Consider the following 22,419-nt stretch of genomic DNA (forward strand, 5'->3'; position numbering starts at 1 on the left):
TCCCTTTTAGGGCGGGGAGGATGTCAATTAAATACTGTTTAATTTTAAAGTTAAGAAAAACCAACTCAAAGATATGCAACTCAAAAGATGGGAATCTCCTCGGCGAAAAGGTAGAAATGACAAGGGTAAAGGCGGTTCTGCAAGGCAAAGACAACTGAAGAAACAGCAGCAAATGCTCCGAAAAAGACTTAAGGAAGGTCATCAACCCGAAAAAGACAACCAACCACATAATCTCAAACAACCAGACAAGAGTAAAAAGACAAGACAGGGGGAAGAAAATTTAATCTTCCCCCTATTTTTTTCTCTTTATCTACCAGAGATGAAAACAACATACTTTGTAAGTGTACGTTACATAGGGTTGGGTAAATCCTGGTCAAACAGGACCACCGTCCATAAATGTCTATATTTTAAATCCACGATCCAGGAGCTTTCAAAGGGCGCGCCTTTGAAATTTTGGCAACAAACCCGACTCCGAAAGCGCCCTATCCATGCAATGCACGGCAATTTTGAGTAAGTGAGCGTGAAGGGGCGAAGAAGCTAAGCAGATTTCAATAATTTTGGCTCATTAGATATTTGTTTATTTGATAAAGATAGTATAAAAATAACAACAAATAAATATAAATTTTTGATAAAGTTTAGTGGATAATGACTAACGAAGCAGATATTTAGAGTAGATTGTTATACAGGCTAATGTAAATAAATAAATACCAGGGAACTCGGCAATTAACTGTAAAAGCGACTGCATCTCCATGTGTTAACTTTCGACCATCTACCAAGAGTTGAAACCAATCAGTCAAGTGAGATAGGCTGAGACATCGCAACATAAGGAATGGTCAGGAAAGCAATTTGTTCTCTATTCAACACAAGGAGTGACTTTATGGTAGGAAGAGTTTTTCTACCAACTCAAAGAGTGCTAGATTTTCCGATTACTGCCTTACGCTTGGATGAGCAGATACGAACAATGTTACGATGGGCGATCGCACGGGAAAGTAAAACTGTATGTGTGGCCAACGTACATATGCTGATGGAGGCATATTGGAATCCAGACTTTGGTACTGTACTGAAGAATGCAGACCTAGTTACTCCTGATGGTATGCCTCTGGTATGGATGATGAAGCTTTTGGGGGCAAGACATCAAGAGCGCGTACCAGGAATGGATATTTTACAGGCATCGTGCGTACTTGCTCAACAATTGAATGTCAGTGTTTTTTTTATAGGTTCTCAAACACAGATTCTTTCTCGTATGAGAGAAAGATTAAATCAGGAATTTTCAAATCTGAAAATTGCAGCGATGGAACCCTTGCCTTTTCGTCCCTTGACACCTGCTGAAGACAAAGCGCTGATTGAAAAAATCAATTCTAGTGGTGCTGGTTTGGTGTTTGTCTCTTTAGGGTGCCCAAAACAAGAAAATTGGATGGCTCAGCACAAAGATAAAATTCACGCAGTCATGGTTGGGCTAGGTGGTGTTTTTCCTGTGTATGCAGGAATCTATAAAAGAGCACCCCGTATGGTGCGAGATTTGGGTTTGGAATGGCTCTATCGGTGGATACAAGAACCCCGTCGCCTTTGGGGACGCTATACCAAGACTATTCCACCGTTTCTTTGGTTAGCTTTTAAGCAACTGTTGACTTCAACTTCGTTGATCAGTACGCCATTCCGTATTCGTGAACGGTACTTAGGATGGAGAGATTAATGATTGGTGAGTGTGGTGATTTAGGGGTTTCTTTCAAAAAATAAGGCAGCGCGAGCTGAGGGTAGTAGGAGCTCAAGGGAAGAGGATTTGACTTGTTTGTTTAATTCATAGCGGGTGGTGCGCCGCCAGTAAGGCTGCTCCTTTGATGCACATTTTGTAACCCTTGTATGGCAAAGATTTCAGTCAGTGAAGAATGCAGGTGCTTCTTTCAAAAGTTACGAGTGGCGATACTTCTGGCGGCTTATCGCTTCTGTAACATAGATTCAGAAACACAATGTCTCGAAATGCTTGCTATATAAGGGTTTGAAAATCTATGTTTTAGGAGTTAAGCAATCATCTTTGCTTAACCCATAGTTTTCCATGCCCTTCCATCCCTTCCCTCCTGCAATCACTGACAATATTCCGATAATCAGAATATCTGTTAGCTGATATCTTGCACTATTCTCAACAAGACCCAAACCTAGGGTTTGGAGAATCAGAAATTAAGGTTTCTACGAGCAGGCATTCTCAAGAAACCCTGTTTTTCACTTCATGCAAGATCTAAGGAACGCAAATGAGTACGAGTTCTTGCCACACGTGGGTCTTTTATACTTGTCAACTCAAATTTAGATGCGCTTACCCTGACGCATTGTCCCCGAAAAAATCGGGCAGCCTATGGCGCATCCGCGCCACGCTTTGCTATCAAGCCCCTTGATTAATCGAGGGGACAACACGCGTATCGTAATAAGGCTGCCCGATTTTTTTACGTGTAAGACCCCCGTGACCCACTAAAGTCAATTAATTTACACCAACCAATCATATAAGTTGAAAAATGAAAGCATCAACAATTAGAAAATTTACACAATTCCCACTACTTCCAAACAGAGTTGTAAAATGGCTAAATCGCTATGACACAGCTATTACCTATCCTCAATTACCAGTCGTTGTGCAAATTTCCTCATATGGTAGATCTAATCAATTTGAAATAAGGAATTTACATGCTGATATTCAACGCAATATCTATTTTCGGGGCTATTATGAAATCAGAGAAATCAATATAGTCAAACAGTTCTTGCGAGCAGGAGATATATTTGTTGACGTTGGAGCAAATATTGGTTTGTACACTATTTTAGCATCAAATATTGTTGGGCAAGGAGGTCGAGTGATTGCTTTTGAACCATCAAATCAAATCTCCAAGCACCTGAGACGCAATTTAGAAATAAATTTTATAAAAAATGTAAAAGTAGAGCAGATTGCCTTATCTCGTGAAAATGGACTAGCTACTTGGTCAGGAGTTATGGATACTAATGAAGGTGCAGGCAGTATTATTCGTAATCCTGAAAACTATACCTCAATTATAGAAGAAGTAAAAACTCTCAAATTTGATGATTACTTTGTTAGCCATGCTTTCAAAAAAATTAGATTCATGAAAATCGATGTAGAAGGCGCAGAAATGTTGGTTTTGCAAGGAATGAGTCAAGTTTTAGAGAAAAAAGCCGTTGAATACTTAATGATTGAAGTCAGCGATTATCTTTTACCAACAGTAGGTAGTAGCAGTCAAGAGCTTTTTCAAATGTTGCAAAAATCTGGTTATGATCTTTATTTAATTAAATACCTGCCATTTAATCGATATACACTGAAACTCATACAACACACAACAACACAGAAACATTATTTTGGCAATATTTTTGCAGTAGCAAATTAAATAGAAAAACTCAAATTAGACAATGGTAGTCTTCAGCGTCGTGTTTTGCAATATGACTACGCTTCCGTCTCTTAGTAATGCACCTTACCCAATTATGGTGTTTGCTCTGATGTAGCCATTGTATAATTAACAATAAACTACAAACATGCAAACTTTTTTGGTAACTGGTGGAGTCGGTTTTATTGGTTCTAACTTCATCTTGAAGGCTAGGAAAGAACTTTGGGCTAACATTATCAATCTCGACAAACTGACTTACGCAAGCAATCCTCAAAGTCTAGAAGATTTGCAGGATGATTCAGGATATCATTTTGTTCGTGGAGACATTGGTGATATTGAACTCATACGTCATCTTCTAGAGCAGTACCAACCAAGCGTAATTATCAACTTTGCTGCTGAAAGCCATGTCGATCGCTCAATCTTTAGCCCTCAGGATTTTGTGCAAACAAACGTAGTCGGAACATTTCAACTTTTAGAAGCAAGCAGGACTTACTGGGAAAAATTATCTCAAAACAAGCAAGAGCAATTCCGTTTCTTACATGTGTCTACCGACGAAGTATACGGCTCATTAGGTTCAACAGAGCCAGCTTTTCGGGAAAATACTCCGTATGCTCCCAATAGTCCCTACGCTGCAACAAAAGCAGGTTCTGACCATCTTGTACGAGCTTATTATCACACATATGGTCTTCCGACTTTAGTAACTAACTGCTCTAACAACTACGGTCCACGTCAGTTTCCTGAAAAACTGATTCCTCTGATGATTCTCAATGCTTTGAATGAAAAGCCCTTACCAATCTATGGTGATGGACAGAATATCAGAGATTGGCTGTATGTTGTGGATCATTGCGAAGCCCTTTACCTGGTTTTAAAACATGGCAGGATTGGAGAAACTTATAATATTGGAGGTAATAACGAACAAACAAACTTAGCAGTCGTAAAAAAAATTTGTGCAATCCTCAATGAGTTAGCTCCCAAACCGGACTTTTGCTACTCTTCTTTAATGACTTTTGTCAAAGACCGTCCTGGACACGACCGACGCTATGCAATAGATTGCAGTAAAATCGTCAAAGAATTGAGTTGGCAGCCAAAGGAGAATTTTGATAGTGGTTTGTTGAAAACAGTTCAGTGGTACTTGAGCAATCTCAAGTGGGTTGAGCAAGTTGAATCTGGTACTTACCAGACCTGGATTCAGCAGAACTACACAGATAGAGAAGCAGTCCTATCAACAAGAGCGAAATCCTAACCTATCTGAGGAGTAGTCAATCATGAAGGGCATTATTTTAGCTGGTGGTTCTGGTACACGCCTGTATCCCCTGACTCAAGTAGTCAGCAAACAACTAATGCCTGTTTATGATAAGCCGATGATTTACTATCCCTTGTCTACCTTAATGTTAGCTGGGATTCGTGAAATCCTGATCATTTCTACACCTGCTCATCTTCCACTGTTTCAGCAACTTCTTCAAGATGGTAGCCAGTGGGGTCTTAAGTTTAGCTATCTTGAACAACCAAGACCAGAAGGAATAGCACAAGCATTCATTTTAGGCAAAGATTTTATCGGCAACGACTCCGTATGTCTCATTTTAGGTGATAATCTCTTTTATGGGCACGGTTTAGTTGATGTACTGACTCATGCGGCTCAGTTGCGTGAAGGCGCACTGATTTTTGGTTATCGAGTCGCTGAACAACAGCGATATGGAGTGGTTGAATTTGATACAGCAGGTCAGGTAGTGAGTTTAGAAGAAAAGCCTAAGTTCCCGAAATCTAACTATGCTGTACCAGGTATTTACTTTTATGATTCTCAGGTTTGTGAAATTGCAGCTACTCTCAAACCCTCAGCCCGCAATGAGTTAGAAATTACTGAACTAAGCCAAGTGTATCTTCGTAAAGGGCAACTAAAAGTCGAGATTTTGGGTCCAGGCTACGCTTGGTTAGATACGGGTACCCATGAATCTCTTCATCAAGCTGCTAGCTTTATTCAAACTTTGGAACAACGACAGGGTTTGAAAATAGCTTGTATCGAAGAAATTGCCTACTGTCAAGGATATATCAATGCAGAGCAACTCTACCAACTCGCTAAACCATTAGCTAACAGCAGCTATGGGCGTTATCTCATGGATATTATCAATGGTGATATCTGTACGACTCAAGTTCATCAAATCAATCCGGTGAGATCAGCTCATTACTTCAAGCAGGAAGAGCGCAAAAACTAAGAGGGTAGTACAGTGAAGATTATACAGACTGAAATTCCTGATGTATTGCTGATTTCACCGCGAGTTTTTGAAGATGAGCGTGGCTTTTTTTACGAAAGTTACAATGAGCGAGTTTGGCGAGAAAAGATAAATGTTGTAGAACATTTTGTACAAGACAATTCTTCTTATTCAGCTAAGAACGTACTACGTGGTCTACACTATCAAATCAAGCAACCTCAAGGCAAATTGGTGAGAGTTTTGGTTGGTGAAGTATTTGATGTTGCTGTGGACTTAAGGAGTAGTTCTAAATATTTCGGTCGATGGGTTGGCGTTCATTTGAAAGCCAAGAACAAGCAGCAGCTATGGATACCAGCAGGATTTGCTCACGGTTTTTTGGTAGTTTCAGAATATGCTGAGACGCTTTACAAAACGACAGATTACTATGCGCCAGAGTATGAACGTAGTATATTGTGGAATGACCCTGATTTAGCGATCGCCTGGCCGCTCAAACAAGAACCCATTCTCTGTGCTAAAGATAGAGCCGGAAAACGACTCAAAGAAGCGGAGGTGTTTGCTTGACCAGAATACTCTTGACAGGGAGCACAGGTCAAGTTGGTTGGGAACTGCAACGAACTTTGATGACTCTTGGAGAAGTTATTTCTGTGGGACGTGAAATCTCCTCCTGTGGTCTACGCATAGATTTATCTCAACCTAACACCATTCGTCACGTGATTCGTGAAGTTCAGCCTGAGTTAATTGTAAATCCAGCCGCATACACTGCAGTCGATAAAGCAGAATCAGAACCTGAATTGGCGATGGCTGTCAACGGGACTGCACCTGGTGTGATTGCAGAAGAAGCAAAGTTGTTGGGAGCAGGAGTCATTCATTACTCTACAGATTATATATTTAACGGTCATCAGGCGACACCGTACACAGAGCAAGATGAACCATGTCCGCAAAATATATACGGAAAAACAAAACTAGCAGGTGAAAAAGCAATTCAAGCAGTTGGTGTACCTCATTTGATTCTAAGAACAAGTTGGGTTTATAGCTTGAGAGGTAAAAACTTTTTGCTAACAATGCTGAAATTAGCACGGGAGCGTGAAGAATTAAGAGTAGTAGATGACCAAGTGGGAGCACCAACTTGGAGCCGAATGATTGCTGAATCTACAGCACAAATTGTCTCTCAAGGAACACAAGATTTGATTGGTTTTTTGAGCAGAAAAAATGGGATATATCATCTAACTGCTACTGGTCAGACAAGTTGGTATGGCTTTGCAAAAGCTATTTTTGAATATGACTCTCAACGCAATGAATATAAGTTAGAAAAAGTGGTTGCAATACCGTCAGAGCAATATCCAACCCCAGCGAAAAGACCAGCTTATTCATCATTAGATACTGAGAAAATTTCTCGTGTATTTGGGTTAGTATTGCCTAACTGGCAAAGAAATTTAGAGTTGGTGCTTGGTTCATAACTAGGCAATACGGTTCGGATAACTCTTAAGATGCACATTTTATAACGCTTATATAGCAAGGCTTTCAGAAAATGAAAAATGCAGGTGCTTTTTTCAAAAGTTGCTAGCGGCGACTTTCGCGACTAGTGAGAGGCTCACATCTTGCATCAAGAAAACTTATGTTTTTTTGTCACTCAGTATGAAGCCAAAAGTCCTTTATTTAGCGCGAGAAAGGCAATAAAAACCATGTAGCTTTATTGCATATTTTTCTAGTTTCTACAGATTTCTAAGGTTAGGTGCAAAATAATACCGTTTCTCTAAAATCTAACTACAGATTGAACCAGGTCTATCATTGCACAAAGAGGGCTACTACAGACAAAGTGTAACCTTAATTTAGAATTGAGAAAATTGGTATAACTTGTTATACATTACCCTCAGAGAAATAACGGAAATTTCAGGCGAAATATTTAAAGAAAAGATAAAGGTATAAAAAATATACAAATACTTCCTGATACCAAGATGAATGTAAAGAAATAATGGAAGGGGGTACTAACAGTGTTTTTTTCTGAGACTTCAGAAATTTTGGCTGCAAACAACCACACATTGTCTCATTAATGATATATGGGTAAGTAAATGAACACAAAAGAACTCACCATTGAGGCAGGTAGGGCTGAGAAGCAGTACTGGAAAGACCTGTGGAAATACAGAGAGCTATTTTACTTTCTGGCATGGCGCGATATCTTGGTGCGCTATAAACAAACGGTGATCGGACTAGCATGGGCGCTGGTTCGACCTTTTTTAACGATGATTGTGTTCACATTTGTGTTTAGTACTATAGCTGGGCTACCGTCTGAGGGTAATGTACCCTACCCAATCATGGTCTATGCAGCGCAGTTACCTTGGCAATTCTTTTCTGGAGCGCTGAGTGAGTGCAGCAACAGCTTAATCAGTAATGCCAACCTGATTTCTAAAGTCTATTTTCCTCGGTTGATTGTGCCAACAAGTGCAGTGATTGTCAGCTTTGTGGATTTTCTGGTTGCTGGTATGCTTCTGTTGGGACTGATGGCATGGTACAACTTTGTGCCGGACTGGCGTATTCTAACTCTGCCAATATTTATTTTCATTGCATTTGTGGCGGCGATTGGTGCAGGGTTGTGGTTAGCAGCATTGAACGTAGAGTATCGAGACTTTCGCTTCATTGTGCCGTTTATTGTCCAGTTTGGTCAGTATATTTCACCTGTAGGGTATAGCAGCAGCAAAGTACCAGAGCAGTGGCGATTACTCTACTCGCTCAACCCGATGGTGGGAGTGATTGATGGTTTCCGCTGGGCGATTTCAGGCGGACAAGCAAGCATTTATTTACCTGGATTTTTTCTATCTCTAGGACTAGTTGTTCTGGTATTTTTTAGCGGAATTTGGTATTTCCGCAAAATGGAACGCAAATTCGCTGACATCATTTAGTAAGGAGGGATGACGTGTCGGATACAGTCATTAGAGTTGAAAATCTCTCTAAAAAGTACGTCTTGAGTCACCAGCAAACAGCGGGGAGTAGTAGCTACAATTCTTTGCGTGATGCTCTAGCAGATGGAGCAAAGTCTTTCAGTAAGAAATTACTGAAGCCTTCCGGTAACAGAACATTCAATCCAAACCGTGAAGAGTTTTGGGCACTTAAGGATGTTTCGTTTGAAATCAAGCAAGGTGATAGAGTAGGCTTTCTTGGGCGGAACGGTGCAGGAAAATCAACTTTATTGAAGATTTTGAGCCGGATTGTAGAGCCGACTCAAGGAAGGATTTCCATTAAAGGACGTATAGCCAGTTTATTAGAAGTTGGTACAGGTTTTCACCCAGAGCTTACTGGCAGAGAGAATATCTTTCTCAATGGTGCTATTCTGGGCATGAGCAAGGTAGAGATTAAACGCAAGTTTGATGAAATTGTGGCGTTTGCGGAAGTCGAAAAGTTTTTAGATACGCCAGTCAAAAGGTATTCATCAGGAATGTATGTACGGTTGGCATTTGCTGTAGCTGCTCACCTGGAACCAGAGATATTAATAGTTGATGAAGTGCTAGCAGTGGGAGATGCACAATTTCAAAAAAAATGCCTTGGTAAGATGCAGGAAGTATCTACAGATCAAGGTCGAACTGTTTTATTTGTTAGTCATAATATGGATGCAATCCAACGGTTATGCTCTCAATGTGTCATGCTTGAGCGTGGTCGATTAACCGCCCAAGGTGACACGAGTAGTATTCTCGTCCGCTATATGTCTAATAATTCCACCATACAAGCTTCGCCTAATCAATGGATTGATATATCACAAGTCAGGCGACAAACAGGAACGAGAGAGGCTCAGTTTATAGAGGTTAAGTATAGTAGCTTAAACGAAGATGCAATGCTTCAACCCTATTCAAATGGAGCGCTTGAATTTGTATTAGCTATTGAGTCAAAATCACCTCGGTCTGTTGGAAGCATTGCTGTGACTATCTATGACAAGTTAGGAACTAAGCTGGTTAATGCTGATTCTCTTGTGCTTGGTCAAAGCATAACTCTTCAAAATGGAAAAAATATCGTCAAGATAAAGATTGAAAAACTATATTTAACTCCAGGAATTTATGTACTTGGATTGTGGATGGCTGACCCCTTAACAGGGGTTGTCTTTGATTGTATTGAATCAGCATTAGAATTTGAGGTCATTAATTTTCAATCTGAAGGGCTTGGCATTAGACCAGACGCTGATGGTCTTGTGATATCTGAATTTGAAATTATGCAAATGAATGAATTAATTAGATAAGAGGAAATCAGAACAAACCAATTACTATAAGGAGTTCATGTATGAAAGAGCAACATCCTTACCGCGCAACTATTCCACCAGTACCAGAGGGAGAACCACCTCCACTCTGGTCAGTCATGATTCCTACTTACAACTGTGCAGACTATTTGCGTGAGACACTGGCAAGTGTCTTAGCCCAAGATCCAGGACCAGAGATCATGCAGATTGAAGTGGTTGATGACCAATCTACTAAGGATGATCCAAAAGCAGTCGTTGAGGAGTTAGGTAGAGGTCGTGTTGGGTTCTATCAGCAACCTCAAAATGTAGGTTGTATCAAAAACTTCAATACTTGTTTGCAGCGATCGCGCGGACATTTCATTCATTTGTTGCATGGTGATGATTGCGTGCGAGACGGCTTTTATCGAAGGATGCAGCAAGCCTTCGAGAGTCATTTTGAAATTGGTGCTGCTTTTTGCCGCCACATTTATGTGGATGAACATGGACATTGGCTATGGTTTTCTGCATTAGAGCAACCTGAAAGTGGAGTATTGAATAATTGGCTAGAGCAAATTGCTGTTATCAATCGTCTGCAACCACCGTCAATGGTAGTACGGCGTGATGCATACGAAAGACTTGGGGGATTTGATAGTCGTATATCTTGCTGTGCTGAAGATTGGGAGATGTGGGTGAGAATCGCAGCACATTATCCTGTGTGGTACGAAGTTGAACCTCTAGCGCTTTACCGCGTTCATTCAACATCTCTGACTGGACGCTGTGCACGTACTGGTCAAAACGTTCGAGATTTACGTAGAATTGTAGAAATTGTTCATCCATACTTACCAACATCAATTGCAAGCAAACTATCTGTACAAGCTAGAGAAAATTGGGCAATTTATGCCATTAAATACATCGCGCCTCAAATGCTTGATATAGGTGATAAAGTCGCCGCGAGCACTCAGATTCAAGAAGCCCTTAAGTGCAGTCATTCATTGAAAGTCATGAAGGAATTGGCTTCCCTTATTTGGCAAACCAAGAAATTCTGGCTGAAAGCACAGTATTGACAACATGAGAGATGATTTTCATGAGTGAATAACTTTGCTTTTTAGAAAGTTCTACACCTGAAATTGTATTTCAATCATCTAGCTTTTTTAAATAGATAGTAAATCAATAATTATGATTCAACAACAACACCTGTATCGACCTACTATTTTACCCGTGCCAGAGGGTACTCCACGACCTTTGTGGTCAGTCATGATTCCGACTTATAATTGCGCTAACTATCTGCGCGAAACGCTAGCTAGCGTTTTAGCGCAAGATCCAGGTTCTGAAGTTATGCAGATTTCGGTCGTTGATGACCACTCCACTAAGGATGACCCTGCAGCAGTTGTTGAGGAACTAGGACGTGGACGCGTAGATTTCTATCGTCAACCACAGAATGTTGGCTATATTAAAAACTTTGAAACATGTTTGCAGCGATCGCGTGGCAAGTTGATTCATCTGTTGCATGGTGATGATTGCGTCAGAGATGGCTTTTATCAGAAACTGCAACGAGGTTTTAAAGAAAACCCTGAAGTCGGTGCGGCTTTCTGTCGCCAGATTCATATGGATGAGCGAGGACATTGGACCCACATTTCTTGGTTAGAGCAGCCTGAAAGTGGCATTTTGAATAATTGGTTAGAGCGAATTGCTGTGCAGCAGCGTATTCAAACCCCATCAATTGTAGTACGGCGCGATGTATACGAGCAGCTTGGTGGATTTGACCGTCGCTTTTCCTGCTGGGGTGAAGACTGGGAAATGTGGACTCGTATTGCTGCTCACTATCCAGTGTGGTACGAAGCTGAGCCACTAGCTCTCTACCGCAGAAGTTCAACCTCTTTAACTGGAAATTCTGTGCGCACTGGTAAAAATATTCAAGATCTCCGCAAAGCAGTTGGTGTCATCAGAGGATATTTGCCAAGTGAGCGTGCCAATAAACTTGCAAAAACAGCATTAAGAAACTATGCATTTTATGCACTTAATTCTGCAAAGGAATTGCTTAGCGCAGGTGATAGTTATGCTGCCAGAAACCAACTTAGAGAAGCTTTACTATGTCATTCATCACTGTCGGTGGTTAACTCTTCTCTAAAATTAGGTATAAAAATTTTTTCCCACATAATGTTGTCCGGGATACGTTGGACACAGCCTGCAAATTCATAATCAAATTAATCTTTTGCTATCCTTAATGTACTGGAATTGTGTTTACAAAAACTTGTAGCATAAAAAAAGGATATAGCTTATGTCTGTAGGAATTGTTTACGTTGCAAATGGTGAGAGGTATGTTGACGAAGCATGTCAGTCAGCATCTAGCTTGAAGGATAAGATGCCACATATTCATATCACAATTTTTTCAACCAAGAGTGTGCAAAATCAGTGTTTTGATGAGCTTGTATTAGTAAAAGATTCTCAAAATCCTAAGCTTGATAAAATCCTTTATATGTCAAAGTCGCCATATGATTATACTCTCTTTCTAGATACTGATACGTATGTATGCGACGATTTTTCAGAGTTATTTACGCTCTTGAAAAAATATGATATTGGTGCAGTCGAAGCAGAACTTAGAGCAGGTAGAAATCAACTTGGAGAATTTTATAATTATCAAGAACTTAAAGATGTTGATGGTCAATTTATTTTTCCAATGTATAACTCTGGTGTGGTTTTATATAGAAAGTCTCTTCAAGTCAGCAAATTCTTTTCTGATTGGTTAACTTCATTTCAAGAACAAATGCAGGAAAAAGGAATGACTTATGGTGATCAACCTTCATTTCAAATGACCCTTCATAAGAGTAATCTTAGAGAAGTCGTCCTAACTCCTGAATATAACTGTCGATTCATCTCTCCTGTGTGTGTTTCTGGAACGGTTAAGATACTTCATGGAAGGCATCCAGATATACGAATGGTAGCTAAAGAAATAAATAGTGATATTAGCACTAGGCTTTTCCATCCTAGGTGGGGATTAATTTCAGACAAAAAGTTGCAGTTAATAACAAAAGTTTTGGCAAAGTGAACTATAGAATTTGTACAGCTTTCTCTGAAGAAAATTTTAGAAGTCTCTTCTTGAACAAAAAATTAGGAATTATGTCATGGAACTAGCTATAAGTGTCATTGTTTGCACTCACAATCCTAGGCGTGATTATCTCGATAAAGTATTAACAGCACTCAAATCTCAAACTTTGCTACTTGAGCAATGGGAACTATTACTAGTTGATAATGCTAGTAAGCAATTACTTTGTGCTGAAATCGATCTTACCTGGCATCCCAATGCTCGTCATGTTCGAGAAGAGCAACTAGGTCTTACACCAGCCCGGTTGCATGGAATTCGGGAAGCTCAAGCTGAAGTATTAGTCTTTGTTGATGATGATAACGTCTTAGATTCAGATTACCTGGAACTAGCCTTACACATAAGTAAAGACTACCCATTTCTCGGTGCTTGGGGTGGACAGATTAGAGCTGAGTTTGAGGTAAAACCTCCAGACTGGACGAAACCTTATTGGGATCACTTGGCTATTCGGGAGTTTGAGCGAGACAAGTGGTCGAACTTATACCAACATGAAACAGCTCCTTGTGGTGCGGGAATGTGTGTACGAAAAATTGTGTCACAGAAGTATGTTGATCTGGTGTGTAATGACCAGAAAAGATTAAGTCTAGACCGAAAGGGAAAGCTATTAATGAGTGGCGGAGATTCAGATCTAGCATTTACATCCTGTGACATTGGTTTAGGTACAGGACAGTTTACATCTCTAAAATTAACTCATCTCATGCCAGCAAATCGGTTAAAAGAGGAATATTTGATCAAGTTGGTAGAAGGTATGGAGTACTCTCACAGAATACTAGATTCTTTCCGGGGTCAGATGCCGAATTTACTACATTCATCATGGAAAGGTAAATTACTTGAATATTATCGACTTTTACAAATGAACCCTAGGGAACGTCGTTTTTATCAGGCAAAAAGGAGAGGATACGTTTTAGCACATCAAGCACTTTTCAATTCTTAAAGCTGAGTCTTTATGTGCTCTCATCAGGCAAAATTGTCGGGCGATCCCGGACGGAGTGCCTCCCCTGAACGGACTTCAGGGAAGCAAGCGAAGCGATTTTGGGCGTATACGGACGATCACTCTTGAAGAGTACACCCTGGAACGCCAAGCACAGCGATATATACAGTTGTATCATCTAGCTTTAGACAAACAAGGGCGATCGCAGGCTACTTCATAGTCTTGAGGAACATGATGCCCATCTAGTTACTGAGGTCGCTAATGATTTCAAACTCAATTCCTGATATTGCAATTATCATCTGTACTTTCAATCCAGAGCAACATATATTTTCTAGAGTTTTAAAAGCAGTAGAAAACCTGGAAATCAAAGATATGTTTCTTGAGTGTGTGATTGTTGACAATAATAGTGCCACACCTGTAACTGAAATAACTTGCGTCAGACATTTTTTAGAAAAGTGCAGATGGGCTAAAGTCATCACAGAATCACAACAGGGTTTAAGCTTCGCAAGAATTACTGGTGTGAAGTTAACGACAGCTCCTATTATTGTTTTTTTTGATGATGATAATGAACCTGCTCCAGATTATCTGCAAGCAATCAAAAATTGTTTAGACAAGCATCATTGTATAGCAGCTTTAGGACCAGGTAAGGTGACTGTAGAGTTTCTCGAACCAGTTTCAGATTGGTTTGAGAAGAATTGTAGCAAACACTTCCAGGAAAGGAATACTGAATATACACAGTATGGCTGCGTACCAGCAACATGGACAGATTTTTATCCTTTTGGTACAGGGCTAGTAGTGAAAAGGGAAGTTTTTGAAAAATACTATCAAGCTTTTCAACTCGGAAAGCTAGCTTCTACAGGTAGGAAGGGAAACAATTTATCAAGTGGTGAGGATATTCAAATTGTCTGGGAAGCAGTCAAGATGGGATTAGCTGCTGGCGTATCACCTGATTTGAAAATTAAACATCTAATTCCAGGTAAAAGAGCAACTTTAAAGTACATTAGGCGATTAACTTTTGGCACAGCTTCAAGCTATATGCCTGCTTTAATTGGTTCTTTTCCATCGGAGAAAGAAAAGGCTTTAGCAGCCATCCCATCTAACAAAACAATTTTACATAATATTTTTAAGATCATCAGGCGTCGTATTTTTAAATTTCAATATAAGCTTTTGCTTATTGATTTAGCTCACTACGTAGGGGAGGTAGTTGGAACACTACGCTCTGTAGACTTTAATGAGAAAAGTCATTTCATTTATCAAGTAGTGAAAATCTTAAAAATCGAGTAAAAAATTAGTTCATTTATTCAGTAAAGTCAATTTATGTCTCTCTCAACACCTGTTGCATTTTTAATATTCAATCGCCCTGATTTAACAGAAATTGTCTTTGAGGCAATTCGTCAAGCAAAACCTCAAAAACTGCTAGTTATTGCAGATGGACCACGTTTTCCTGAAGAGGCTGAAAAGTGTGAAAAAACTAGGTCAGTGATTAAAAATGTTGACTGGAAATGCGAGGTATTGACTAACTTCTCAGACAAAAATTTAGGCTGTCAACGACGAGTATCGAGTGGACTAGATTGGGTATTTTCAGAAGTTGAAGAAGCAATCATATTAGAAGATGATTGTCTTCCTACTCCATCCTTCTTTCATTTTTGCCAAACTTTACTTGAGTATTACCGTCATGATGAGCGAATTATGATGATTAGCGGTAATGACTTTCAGAATACTCAAAATAGAACTTCCTACAGCTACTATTTCTCAAAGTATACCCATATCTGGGGATGGGCTTCTTGGCGTAGAGCCTGGAAGCACTACGATGTTAATATGAAGACATGGCAGGATTATAAAAAGCAAAATTTCATCCGCTCAATATGTGAAGATCCTTATGAACAGAAATATTGGGTCGATATTTTTGATCGTGTATCTGAAGGTTTCATAGATACTTGGGATTATCAATGGACTTATGCTTGTTGGCATCAAAGTGGTTTGACAATACTTCCCAGCTCAAACCTCATATCAAATCTTGGTTTCCGTCCAGATGCAACACATACTTTTGGTGAAAGTCCTTTTTCAAAAATGCAAACTGTTGATATTTGGAAGATAAATCATCCTCCATTTGTCATAAGACATCAAGAGGCTGATGCCTATAGTTTTGACTATGTTTTTGATGGTAAAGCTATCAGAGAGGCAGATAAGGTATCTGCAAGATTGCGTCGATATATACGTAGATATTTAGGTAAAATCAAACAAATGATGAAAAAAACTTTGGTTTGGAGTCATTAATATGAGACGAATATGAGACGGTGTATTTCTTGACCAAGTATAAACACACAATATAGAAGCTATCAAGCCAGCACCATGAACATTCTGCATATCAATCAATCTGATATTTCTGGTGGAGCAGCGATCGCCGGCTATCGACTACATCAAGGCTTACTTGCTCAAGGTATTGACTCGCGGTTGCTAGTGGGTAGAGTCGAAACTAGTAGCGATCGCATAGCTAGTGTACCACGCAAATATCGCACAGAGAAACAACTGTTGCGTATTACTTCACGTCTTGGCTTTAACTACCTCAACCATATCAGTAGTTTTGATATTCCCAAGCACAGTTTCTACAAAAATGCAGATGTCCTGAACTTTCACAACCTGCACACTGGTTATTTCAACTATCTGGCAATTCCATTATTAACTGAAAACAAACCAGCAGTTTTTACGCTTCACGATATGTGGAGTTTTACAGGTCACTGTGCTTACAGCTATGACTGCGATCGCTGGAAAATTGGATGTGGTAAATGCCCATACCCAAACACTTATCCTACCATTGCTACAGACAATACTCACCTAGAGTGGAAGCTGAAAAACTGGGTTTACAGTCGCTCCAATCTCACCATCGTGACTCTCAGTCATTGGCATACTCAGCAAGTTCAGCAGAGTATGCTCAACCGCTTCCCTGTTCATCATATTCCTAATGGTATTGACACGGAAGCCTATCAGCCTCTTGATACCCAACAGTGTCGTTCCTTATTGGGTATCCCCACTAGCAAAAAAGTTCTCATGTTTGGGGCTGAAAGTCTCAAAGATTCGCGCAAAGGTGGCGATTTGCTGCTAAAAGCATTGCAAAACTTACCCGCATCCCTCAAAGCTGAAACTGTACTTTTAACTATAGGTAATGCAGGTGAAGCTATTTCTGAAGCAGTGGGGATAGCGACTCTAAATCTTGGTTACGTCAGCAGCGATCGCCTGAAATCTATCGCCTATTCTGCTGCTGACTTGTTTATTTTTCCAACTCGCGCTGACAATCTCCCCTTGGTACTACAGGAGAGTATGGCTTGCGGTACTCCAATGGTTTCATTCAAAATTGGTGGTGTTTGCGATCTCGTTCGTCCACATATTACTGGTTACTTGGCGACACCAGAAGATGCTGATGATTTTTGTTGTGGAATTGTGAAATTGTTGGAAGATGAGAGTCTGCGCGATCGCATTCGGCAAAATTGTCGGGCGATCGCTCTTGAGGAATACACCCTAGAATTACAGGCTAAGCGATACATTCAGTTGTATCACCATTTGCAAAATTAGAAGCAACAACTTGTAAGTCATTTAAAAAATGACAAAATTTATAGACGATTACTCAAAGTATATAACACTCATTTGTAAACCCTTGTATTAACTATAAGCAGACATCATGAGCAAAGTTAAAGCATTAGTCGGTAGTATTCCTGGGCTTCGTAAGTTGTCTAATTTCTTCAAACAGGGTTACGACGTTAATAAGTTATATGCCTCTCCATTTCTACGCATTTTCCCGCCTGGTCATTTCTATTCACCCATTCCCAGTCTTAGCGATGTGCTAAGCAAAGAAAATTTGATTTTTAGACATAAAAAAGAATTCCCTAGCGTAGATTTAAGAGAGGAAGAGCAACTTCAAATGCTTGATTTGCTTGCCTTCTACTATGAAGAATTACCTTTTCCAGAGCAACCAAGTACATCTAACCGATATTACTACCAAAATCAATTTTTCTGCTACTCAGACGCAATCATTTTATATGCTATGCTGCGTCATTTTAAGCCTAAAAAAGTGATTGAGGTTGGCTCTGGGTTCTCCTCAGCAGTTATGCTGGACACAAATGAAGCCTTTCTGGGTAGTGCTACAAATTTCACATTTATTGAACCTTACCCTGAGCGACTTTACAGTTTATTAAACGAAAAGGATAAGCGTCAGCATCAAGTGATTGAGAAAGCAATTCAGGAAGTTGAACTTGAACTGTTTCAAACGCTAGATGCAGGTGATATCTTATTTGTGGATTCGTCACACGTGGTTAAAATTGGCAGCGACGTTGCACATATCATCTTCGAGATACTTCCTCGGCTCAAGCCTGGAGTGATTGTACATTTTCACGATGTTTTTTGTTCATTCGAGTATCCAAAAGAGTGGGTTAAAGAGGGAAGAGCGTGGAATGAAGATTATTTTTTGAGAGCTTTTCTTCAATACAATTCTGTCTTTCAGATTTTATACTTTAACTCATTCATGGGTCAGTTTTATCAAGATGAACTTGAGCGCAAGATGCCTTTATGTTTACGCAATACTGGCGGTAGTCTGTGGATGAAGAAAGCTGTATAACACCTATGCGATCGCATTCGGCAAAATTGTCGGGCGATCGCTCTTGAGGAATACACCCTGGAATTACAGGCGAAGCGATATATCCAGTTGTAACGTCAGGTTTTAGAAAAACAAGAGTAAACGCAGGCTTGCTCATGAATTGTATTTTAGCAGGTAGTTCAGCTTGGTGAACAAATGCCTTGAACTTCATGCGGAATCTTGCATAAGAGATTTTAGTTTTATGTTATAGCGCGATCTGCCGAAGGCAGCAGCGAAGCTATCGCCTAGTTAAAAACGTGTTGAACCTACAGTCGGCTGATCGCAGATACACTCTGACTTTACAAAAACTTTACAAAAATGATGTAACAATCTTTCCCGATTCATCCTGATTATTGTTGAAGTTACAGAAAAGTCCAGTAGGAACACGGGAATTCATCGGTTAATGATCGCTTACAAACAATATTCCTGAATTTGAAACAAGCCAACCATGATTAGTGTTATCACCCCAGTTTACAACGGCAAAGAATTTATTGAGTCATGCATCAAAGTTGTGATAGACCAAAACTGTCCAAATGTCGAACACATCATTGTAGATGGTGGTTCAACAGACGGAACAGTAGAGATTATCAAAGAGTATGCTCAGAAGTATCCTCATATCCGATGGATTTCTGAAAAGGACAAAGGACAATCTGATGCAATGAACAAAGGAATAGCAATAGCTACGGGTGAAATACTAGCAATTTTAAATGTTGATGACTACTATGAGCCAAACGTGCTGAATCGAGTCTTAGAGATATTCAAAAGTTTACCAGAGCCTAGTTTGCTTGTTGGCAACTGTAATGTTTGGGATGATGAAGGTAAACTCATACATTTAAACAAGCCTACAAAATTAGAGTTCAACGCTTTACTGCTTGCTCCATACATCAATTCTTTCCCAATGAATCCGTCTGCATATTTTTACCATACTTCGTTGCATCAGAAAGTAGGACTATATAAAGTAGACGAACACTATACTATGGACTACGACTTTCTTCTTAGAGCAGTACAAGCAGCAACAGCTAAGTATGTAGATGAGACTTGGGGAAACTATCGACTGATAGAAGGTACGAAAACTAGGAATGATGAGAAAAGTGGTCAGAGTTTTCAACGCCTAGAGCACCTTCTAACGAACTATCGCAGAAAACTTCCTCTATTTCAGCGCTGGAAAATAGCATTTACAAGAGAGTTTTGTAGAAATTTGAAGCAATTCAGATACTACCTAAATAGAGTTAAGCACTATTTCAACGAGCCAGAGGCGATATTAATAAAACTTCAGCAGAATAGAGTGAATTAAAATCTCCAGTTGATCATCGTGATATTAAGAAGTATTAGGCTTTGACGCTTGGGTATTTCAGATTGACAGTCAAGTCAACAAAATTATGAATGTGACAAAAAATAAATTCACAAATCCGGTTGACCAACCTATCAAGATTCAGATTGTTAGTAGAGACATTCCTGTTGAAAATACTGTAGGAAACGCCACTTATATTTTGGATTTCATCCGCTACTTACGGCAAGCAGGTTGCGAAATTGAGTACACACTGCTCAATTCATCACCTAACGGTAAAATTCCTTGGCATATCATTTCACCTAACTTAGCAGCACTTACCAATGTATCAGCAAGGGATAACGTAAGAATTGGTCGGATTCTGCTCAGATTCAATTCGTTATTAGAGTGGCTAATTGCGCCTTTGTACCTAGCTTATAATCGATTGTTACCAAAAGCTTTGAAAAAGTTTTACCAAACTTCCAGAGATAAACGACGGAAAGCAAGTGGTTATGTTGTCCCTCCACCTTGGGATGCTTTAGCAACGCCAGAGGAAGTCGCTTTTGCAAGTTCAAGATTTGTAGAATTTAAACCACATATTGTTATTGCTAATTATGCTTTTTTAGGGAACATTTTAGATTCTCCTGCTATAGATGAAACAGTATTAAAAGTCATACTGACCCACGATGTTCGTCATTATAGAACTGCTCATTTTAAAAAATTAGGGGTGACTGCTTTTGAATCAGATTGGAGCCGAGAAACAGAAACTATAGAATTGTCCAAAGCGCAAGTACTATTAGCTATTCAAGAAGAAGATGCCAAAGTCTTCCAAGAAATGGTACCTCAGTGTGAAGTGATTCGTATGCCGATATCGGCAGTGTGTCATACACATAATGTAAAACAAGTTCATGGTCGTTGTTTATTTATAGGTAGTAATGTAGACCACAATCTTCATGGCTTACAGTGGTTTCTCAAAAATGTATGGCCCATTGTTTTACAATCCAATCCCCAGTGTAGCCTTCATATTTGTGGTACTGTGTGTGATGGTATTGAAAAGAGTTTTCCAAATGTTCGCTTTTTAGGTAGAGTAGAGGATTTAAAAACTGAGTACAGTCGTGCTGAAGTTTGTCTAGTTCCTTTACCTGTTGGAAGTGGTTTAAAAATTAAGCTTATAGAAGCTTTATCACATGCTCGTGCTTGTGTCTCAACAAGTGTTGGGGTTCAAGGACTGCGAGAGATTGTAGATCATGCTGTTCTCGTCGGGGACACTGCTGAAGATTTTGCAGCCGCAGTTCAGACACTCCTGACTCATCCAGAGAAACGCCAATGGATGGAAGAACAAGCCCGCAAGTATGTCACAGAAAAATTTTCACCTCAGGCTGTATACCAACCATTCTTAGACCGAATTGAGCAACACATACAGCAAATCGCAAACAAAACGACTAAACAATTGCTAGATAACAAACTAAGCAGTGACAGAATTTTAACCTCCAACTTAACGCCAAACAAGGAGAAATCACATGAAGTTTGACTGGCTAATTATAGGCGCTGGATATTCTGCTTGTGTCATAGCTGAGCGAGTTGCTAATGAGCTTGGGCAAAGAGTGTTAATTGTAGAACAACGAGATCATATTGGTGGGAATGCCTACGATTATTACAATGAGCATGGCATCCTGGTTCATAAATACGGTCCCCATATTTTCCACACCAAATCTAAAAAAGTTTGGGATTATCTCTCGCAATTTACTGAGTGGAGACATTACTATCATCATGTTTTGGGAGTTGTGGAAGGCAAGAAAGTTCCTGTCCCTTTTAATCTCAATTCGCTCTATGCCCTTTTTCCTCCAAAATATGCAGAGAAGCTGGAGAATTTACTTCTAGAAAACTTTGGTTTTGGCGTCAAAGTACCGATTCTAAAACTGCGTGAAAATGCTAGTGGTGACCTCACTTTCCTAGCTGATTACATTTATGAAAATATCTTTCTCCGCTACACAATGAAGCAGTGGGGAGTGAAACCAGAGGAACTAGATCGGGGAGTCACAGGACGTGTTCCAGTCTATATCAGCCGGGATAATCGTTATTTTCAAGACCCCTACCAGGCTATGCCTAAACTGGGTTACACCGAAATGTTCCGCCGTATGTTGGCTCACCCTAATATTAAAGTACTTCTGAACACAGATTACCGCGAGATTATCAACGAAGTTAAGTTTAACCGAATACTCTGCACTGGACCGATTGATACTTTCTTCGATTATATGTATGGCGAATTACCATACCGTAGCCTGCGCTTTCAATTCGAGACTCTAGATCAAGAGTGCTATCAAGAAGTAGGTACAGTCAACTACCCCAACGACTACGACATCACACGCATTACTGAGCAAAAGTATTTGTCAGGACAAACCTCACCCAAAACCACTTTGGTGATGGAATATCCTCAAGCTTATGTACCAGGAAAAAATGATCCCTATTACCCCATTCTCAACGAAGAGAATCGCGAACGTCTGGAACTTTACCTTAAAGAAGTAGAGAAACTCAATGGTTCAGTACTGTTTGCAGGACGACTTGCAGATTACAAGTACTACGACATGGATCAAGCAGTAGTGAGAGCGTTAGGTGTGTTTGAGAAAGAAATAGCAAATTCAATGTAGGAATAACAAATAATATCTCAAATCCAAATGACAAATCCAAATGACTGATTTAGAACGCTATTAATCT

Annotated in this window: 21 protein-coding genes and 1 pseudogene; 21 read left to right on the forward strand and 1 reads right to left on the reverse strand. The window is 39.8% G+C overall.

The window, feature by feature from the left end:
* Positions 1-73 precede the first annotated feature (73 nt).
* Positions 74-307 (forward strand): annotated as a pseudogene (locus tag DP117_RS03240) (hypothetical protein); the annotation flags it as partial.
* Positions 308-877: 570 nt separating this feature from the next.
* On the forward strand, positions 878-1,693 hold the full coding sequence (locus tag DP117_RS03245; protein ID WP_169216903.1) for a WecB/TagA/CpsF family glycosyltransferase: 816 nt from the start codon (positions 878-880) through the stop codon (positions 1,691-1,693).
* A gap of 311 nt (positions 1,694-2,004) precedes the next feature.
* On the opposite strand, the gene DP117_RS37170 is transcribed toward DP117_RS03245, so the two are convergent.
* A complete protein-coding gene (locus DP117_RS37170; protein ID WP_339381335.1) occupies positions 2,005-2,151 on the reverse strand; it encodes a transposase family protein in 147 nt (48 codons plus the stop codon).
* A gap of 353 nt (positions 2,152-2,504) precedes the next feature.
* Between DP117_RS37170 and DP117_RS03255 the strand changes: the two genes are divergently transcribed.
* The 19 genes from DP117_RS03255 (at position 2,505) to glf (ending at position 22,352) form a co-directional block, all read left to right on the forward strand.
* Complete coding sequence (locus DP117_RS03255) at positions 2,505-3,377, forward strand: FkbM family methyltransferase (RefSeq protein ID WP_169216904.1); 873 nt, start codon at positions 2,505-2,507, stop codon at positions 3,375-3,377.
* Positions 3,378-3,522: 145 nt separating this feature from the next.
* Positions 3,523-4,617, forward strand: coding sequence for a dTDP-glucose 4,6-dehydratase (gene rfbB, locus DP117_RS03260; protein WP_169216905.1), 1,095 nt, complete (start codon positions 3,523-3,525; stop codon positions 4,615-4,617).
* 22 nt (positions 4,618-4,639) lie between these two features.
* A complete protein-coding gene (gene rfbA / locus DP117_RS03265) occupies positions 4,640-5,584 on the forward strand; it encodes a glucose-1-phosphate thymidylyltransferase RfbA (protein ID WP_169216906.1) in 945 nt (314 codons plus the stop codon).
* 12 nt (positions 5,585-5,596) lie between these two features.
* Positions 5,597-6,142: a dTDP-4-dehydrorhamnose 3,5-epimerase gene (gene rfbC / locus DP117_RS03270; RefSeq protein WP_169216907.1), complete on the forward strand. Its 546-nt coding sequence runs from the start codon at positions 5,597-5,599 to the stop codon at positions 6,140-6,142.
* Positions 6,139-7,038: a dTDP-4-dehydrorhamnose reductase gene (rfbD, locus tag DP117_RS03275; protein ID WP_169216908.1), complete on the forward strand. Its 900-nt coding sequence runs from the start codon at positions 6,139-6,141 to the stop codon at positions 7,036-7,038. Before rfbC ends, rfbD begins: the two co-directional genes overlap by 4 nt.
* A gap of 612 nt (positions 7,039-7,650) precedes the next feature.
* Positions 7,651-8,478: an ABC transporter permease gene (locus DP117_RS03280; protein ID WP_169216909.1), complete on the forward strand. Its 828-nt coding sequence runs from the start codon at positions 7,651-7,653 to the stop codon at positions 8,476-8,478.
* Between the two features lie 14 nt (positions 8,479-8,492).
* Positions 8,493-9,803, forward strand: coding sequence for an ABC transporter ATP-binding protein (locus DP117_RS03285; protein ID WP_169216910.1), 1,311 nt, complete (start codon positions 8,493-8,495; stop codon positions 9,801-9,803).
* A 41-nt stretch (positions 9,804-9,844) separates the two neighbouring features.
* Complete coding sequence (locus DP117_RS03290; protein ID WP_169216911.1) at positions 9,845-10,843, forward strand: glycosyltransferase; 999 nt, start codon at positions 9,845-9,847, stop codon at positions 10,841-10,843.
* A 112-nt stretch (positions 10,844-10,955) separates the two neighbouring features.
* Positions 10,956-11,978: a glycosyltransferase family A protein gene (locus tag DP117_RS03295; RefSeq protein ID WP_169216912.1), complete on the forward strand. Its 1,023-nt coding sequence runs from the start codon at positions 10,956-10,958 to the stop codon at positions 11,976-11,978.
* 79 nt (positions 11,979-12,057) lie between these two features.
* The gene (locus tag DP117_RS03300; protein WP_169216913.1) at positions 12,058-12,825 is read left to right on the forward strand and encodes a glycosyltransferase; all 768 of its coding nucleotides are present in this window, start codon (positions 12,058-12,060) and stop codon (positions 12,823-12,825) included.
* Positions 12,826-12,901: 76 nt separating this feature from the next.
* Positions 12,902-13,813, forward strand: coding sequence for a glycosyltransferase (locus DP117_RS03305; protein WP_169216914.1), 912 nt, complete (start codon positions 12,902-12,904; stop codon positions 13,811-13,813).
* A gap of 55 nt (positions 13,814-13,868) precedes the next feature.
* Positions 13,869-14,030, forward strand: coding sequence for a hypothetical protein (locus DP117_RS35295; protein WP_211175889.1), 162 nt, complete (start codon positions 13,869-13,871; stop codon positions 14,028-14,030).
* A 41-nt stretch (positions 14,031-14,071) separates the two neighbouring features.
* A complete protein-coding gene (locus tag DP117_RS03310) occupies positions 14,072-15,094 on the forward strand; it encodes a glycosyltransferase (RefSeq protein WP_169216915.1) in 1,023 nt (340 codons plus the stop codon).
* A gap of 33 nt (positions 15,095-15,127) precedes the next feature.
* On the forward strand, positions 15,128-16,087 hold the full coding sequence (locus DP117_RS03315; RefSeq protein WP_169216916.1) for a glycosyltransferase family 2 protein: 960 nt from the start codon (positions 15,128-15,130) through the stop codon (positions 16,085-16,087).
* Between the two features lie 75 nt (positions 16,088-16,162).
* On the forward strand, positions 16,163-17,380 hold the full coding sequence (locus DP117_RS03320; protein WP_169216917.1) for a glycosyltransferase family 4 protein: 1,218 nt from the start codon (positions 16,163-16,165) through the stop codon (positions 17,378-17,380).
* A 106-nt stretch (positions 17,381-17,486) separates the two neighbouring features.
* The gene (locus tag DP117_RS03325) at positions 17,487-18,419 is read left to right on the forward strand and encodes a class I SAM-dependent methyltransferase (RefSeq protein ID WP_169216918.1); all 933 of its coding nucleotides are present in this window, start codon (positions 17,487-17,489) and stop codon (positions 18,417-18,419) included.
* A gap of 466 nt (positions 18,420-18,885) precedes the next feature.
* Positions 18,886-19,731: a glycosyltransferase family 2 protein gene (locus tag DP117_RS03330; RefSeq protein WP_169216919.1), complete on the forward strand. Its 846-nt coding sequence runs from the start codon at positions 18,886-18,888 to the stop codon at positions 19,729-19,731.
* A gap of 85 nt (positions 19,732-19,816) precedes the next feature.
* Entirely contained in the window at positions 19,817-21,235 is a 1,419-nt protein-coding gene (locus tag DP117_RS03335; RefSeq protein ID WP_169216920.1) for a glycosyltransferase, read from the forward strand.
* Positions 21,225-22,352 carry a UDP-galactopyranose mutase gene (glf, locus tag DP117_RS03340; protein ID WP_169216921.1) on the forward strand — a complete coding sequence of 376 codons (1,128 nt, stop codon included), beginning with the start codon at positions 21,225-21,227 and terminating at the stop codon, positions 22,350-22,352. The genes DP117_RS03335 and glf overlap by 11 nt, the downstream gene beginning before the upstream one ends.
* Positions 22,353-22,419 lie beyond the last annotated feature (67 nt).

The organism is Brasilonema sp. UFV-L1, from assembly GCF_012912105.1.
Lineage (GTDB): Bacteria > Cyanobacteriota > Cyanobacteriia > Cyanobacteriales > Nostocaceae > Brasilonema.

Coding starts and splice junctions, on each gene's coding strand:
- DP117_RS03295 (WP_169216912.1), top strand. CDS start 10,956: ATGATTCAACAACAACACCTGTATCGACCTACTATTTTACCCGTGCCA.
- DP117_RS03325 (WP_169216918.1), top strand. CDS start 17,487: ATGAGCAAAGTTAAAGCATTAGTCGGTAGTATTCCTGGGCTTCGTAAG.
- DP117_RS03255 (WP_169216904.1), top strand. CDS start 2,505: ATGAAAGCATCAACAATTAGAAAATTTACACAATTCCCACTACTTCCA.
- DP117_RS03315 (WP_169216916.1), top strand. CDS start 15,128: ATGTCTCTCTCAACACCTGTTGCATTTTTAATATTCAATCGCCCTGAT.
- DP117_RS03330 (WP_169216919.1), top strand. CDS start 18,886: ATGATTAGTGTTATCACCCCAGTTTACAACGGCAAAGAATTTATTGAG.
- rfbA (WP_169216906.1), top strand. CDS start 4,640: ATGAAGGGCATTATTTTAGCTGGTGGTTCTGGTACACGCCTGTATCCC.
- DP117_RS03300 (WP_169216913.1), top strand. CDS start 12,058: ATGTCTGTAGGAATTGTTTACGTTGCAAATGGTGAGAGGTATGTTGAC.
- DP117_RS03320 (WP_169216917.1), top strand. CDS start 16,163: ATGAACATTCTGCATATCAATCAATCTGATATTTCTGGTGGAGCAGCG.
- glf (WP_169216921.1), top strand. CDS start 21,225: ATGAAGTTTGACTGGCTAATTATAGGCGCTGGATATTCTGCTTGTGTC.
- DP117_RS03335 (WP_169216920.1), top strand. CDS start 19,817: ATGAATGTGACAAAAAATAAATTCACAAATCCGGTTGACCAACCTATC.
- DP117_RS03280 (WP_169216909.1), top strand. CDS start 7,651: ATGAACACAAAAGAACTCACCATTGAGGCAGGTAGGGCTGAGAAGCAG.
- DP117_RS03290 (WP_169216911.1), top strand. CDS start 9,845: ATGAAAGAGCAACATCCTTACCGCGCAACTATTCCACCAGTACCAGAG.
- DP117_RS03305 (WP_169216914.1), top strand. CDS start 12,902: ATGGAACTAGCTATAAGTGTCATTGTTTGCACTCACAATCCTAGGCGT.
- rfbB (WP_169216905.1), top strand. CDS start 3,523: ATGCAAACTTTTTTGGTAACTGGTGGAGTCGGTTTTATTGGTTCTAAC.
- DP117_RS03310 (WP_169216915.1), top strand. CDS start 14,072: ATGATTTCAAACTCAATTCCTGATATTGCAATTATCATCTGTACTTTC.
- DP117_RS03245 (WP_169216903.1), top strand. CDS start 878: ATGGTAGGAAGAGTTTTTCTACCAACTCAAAGAGTGCTAGATTTTCCG.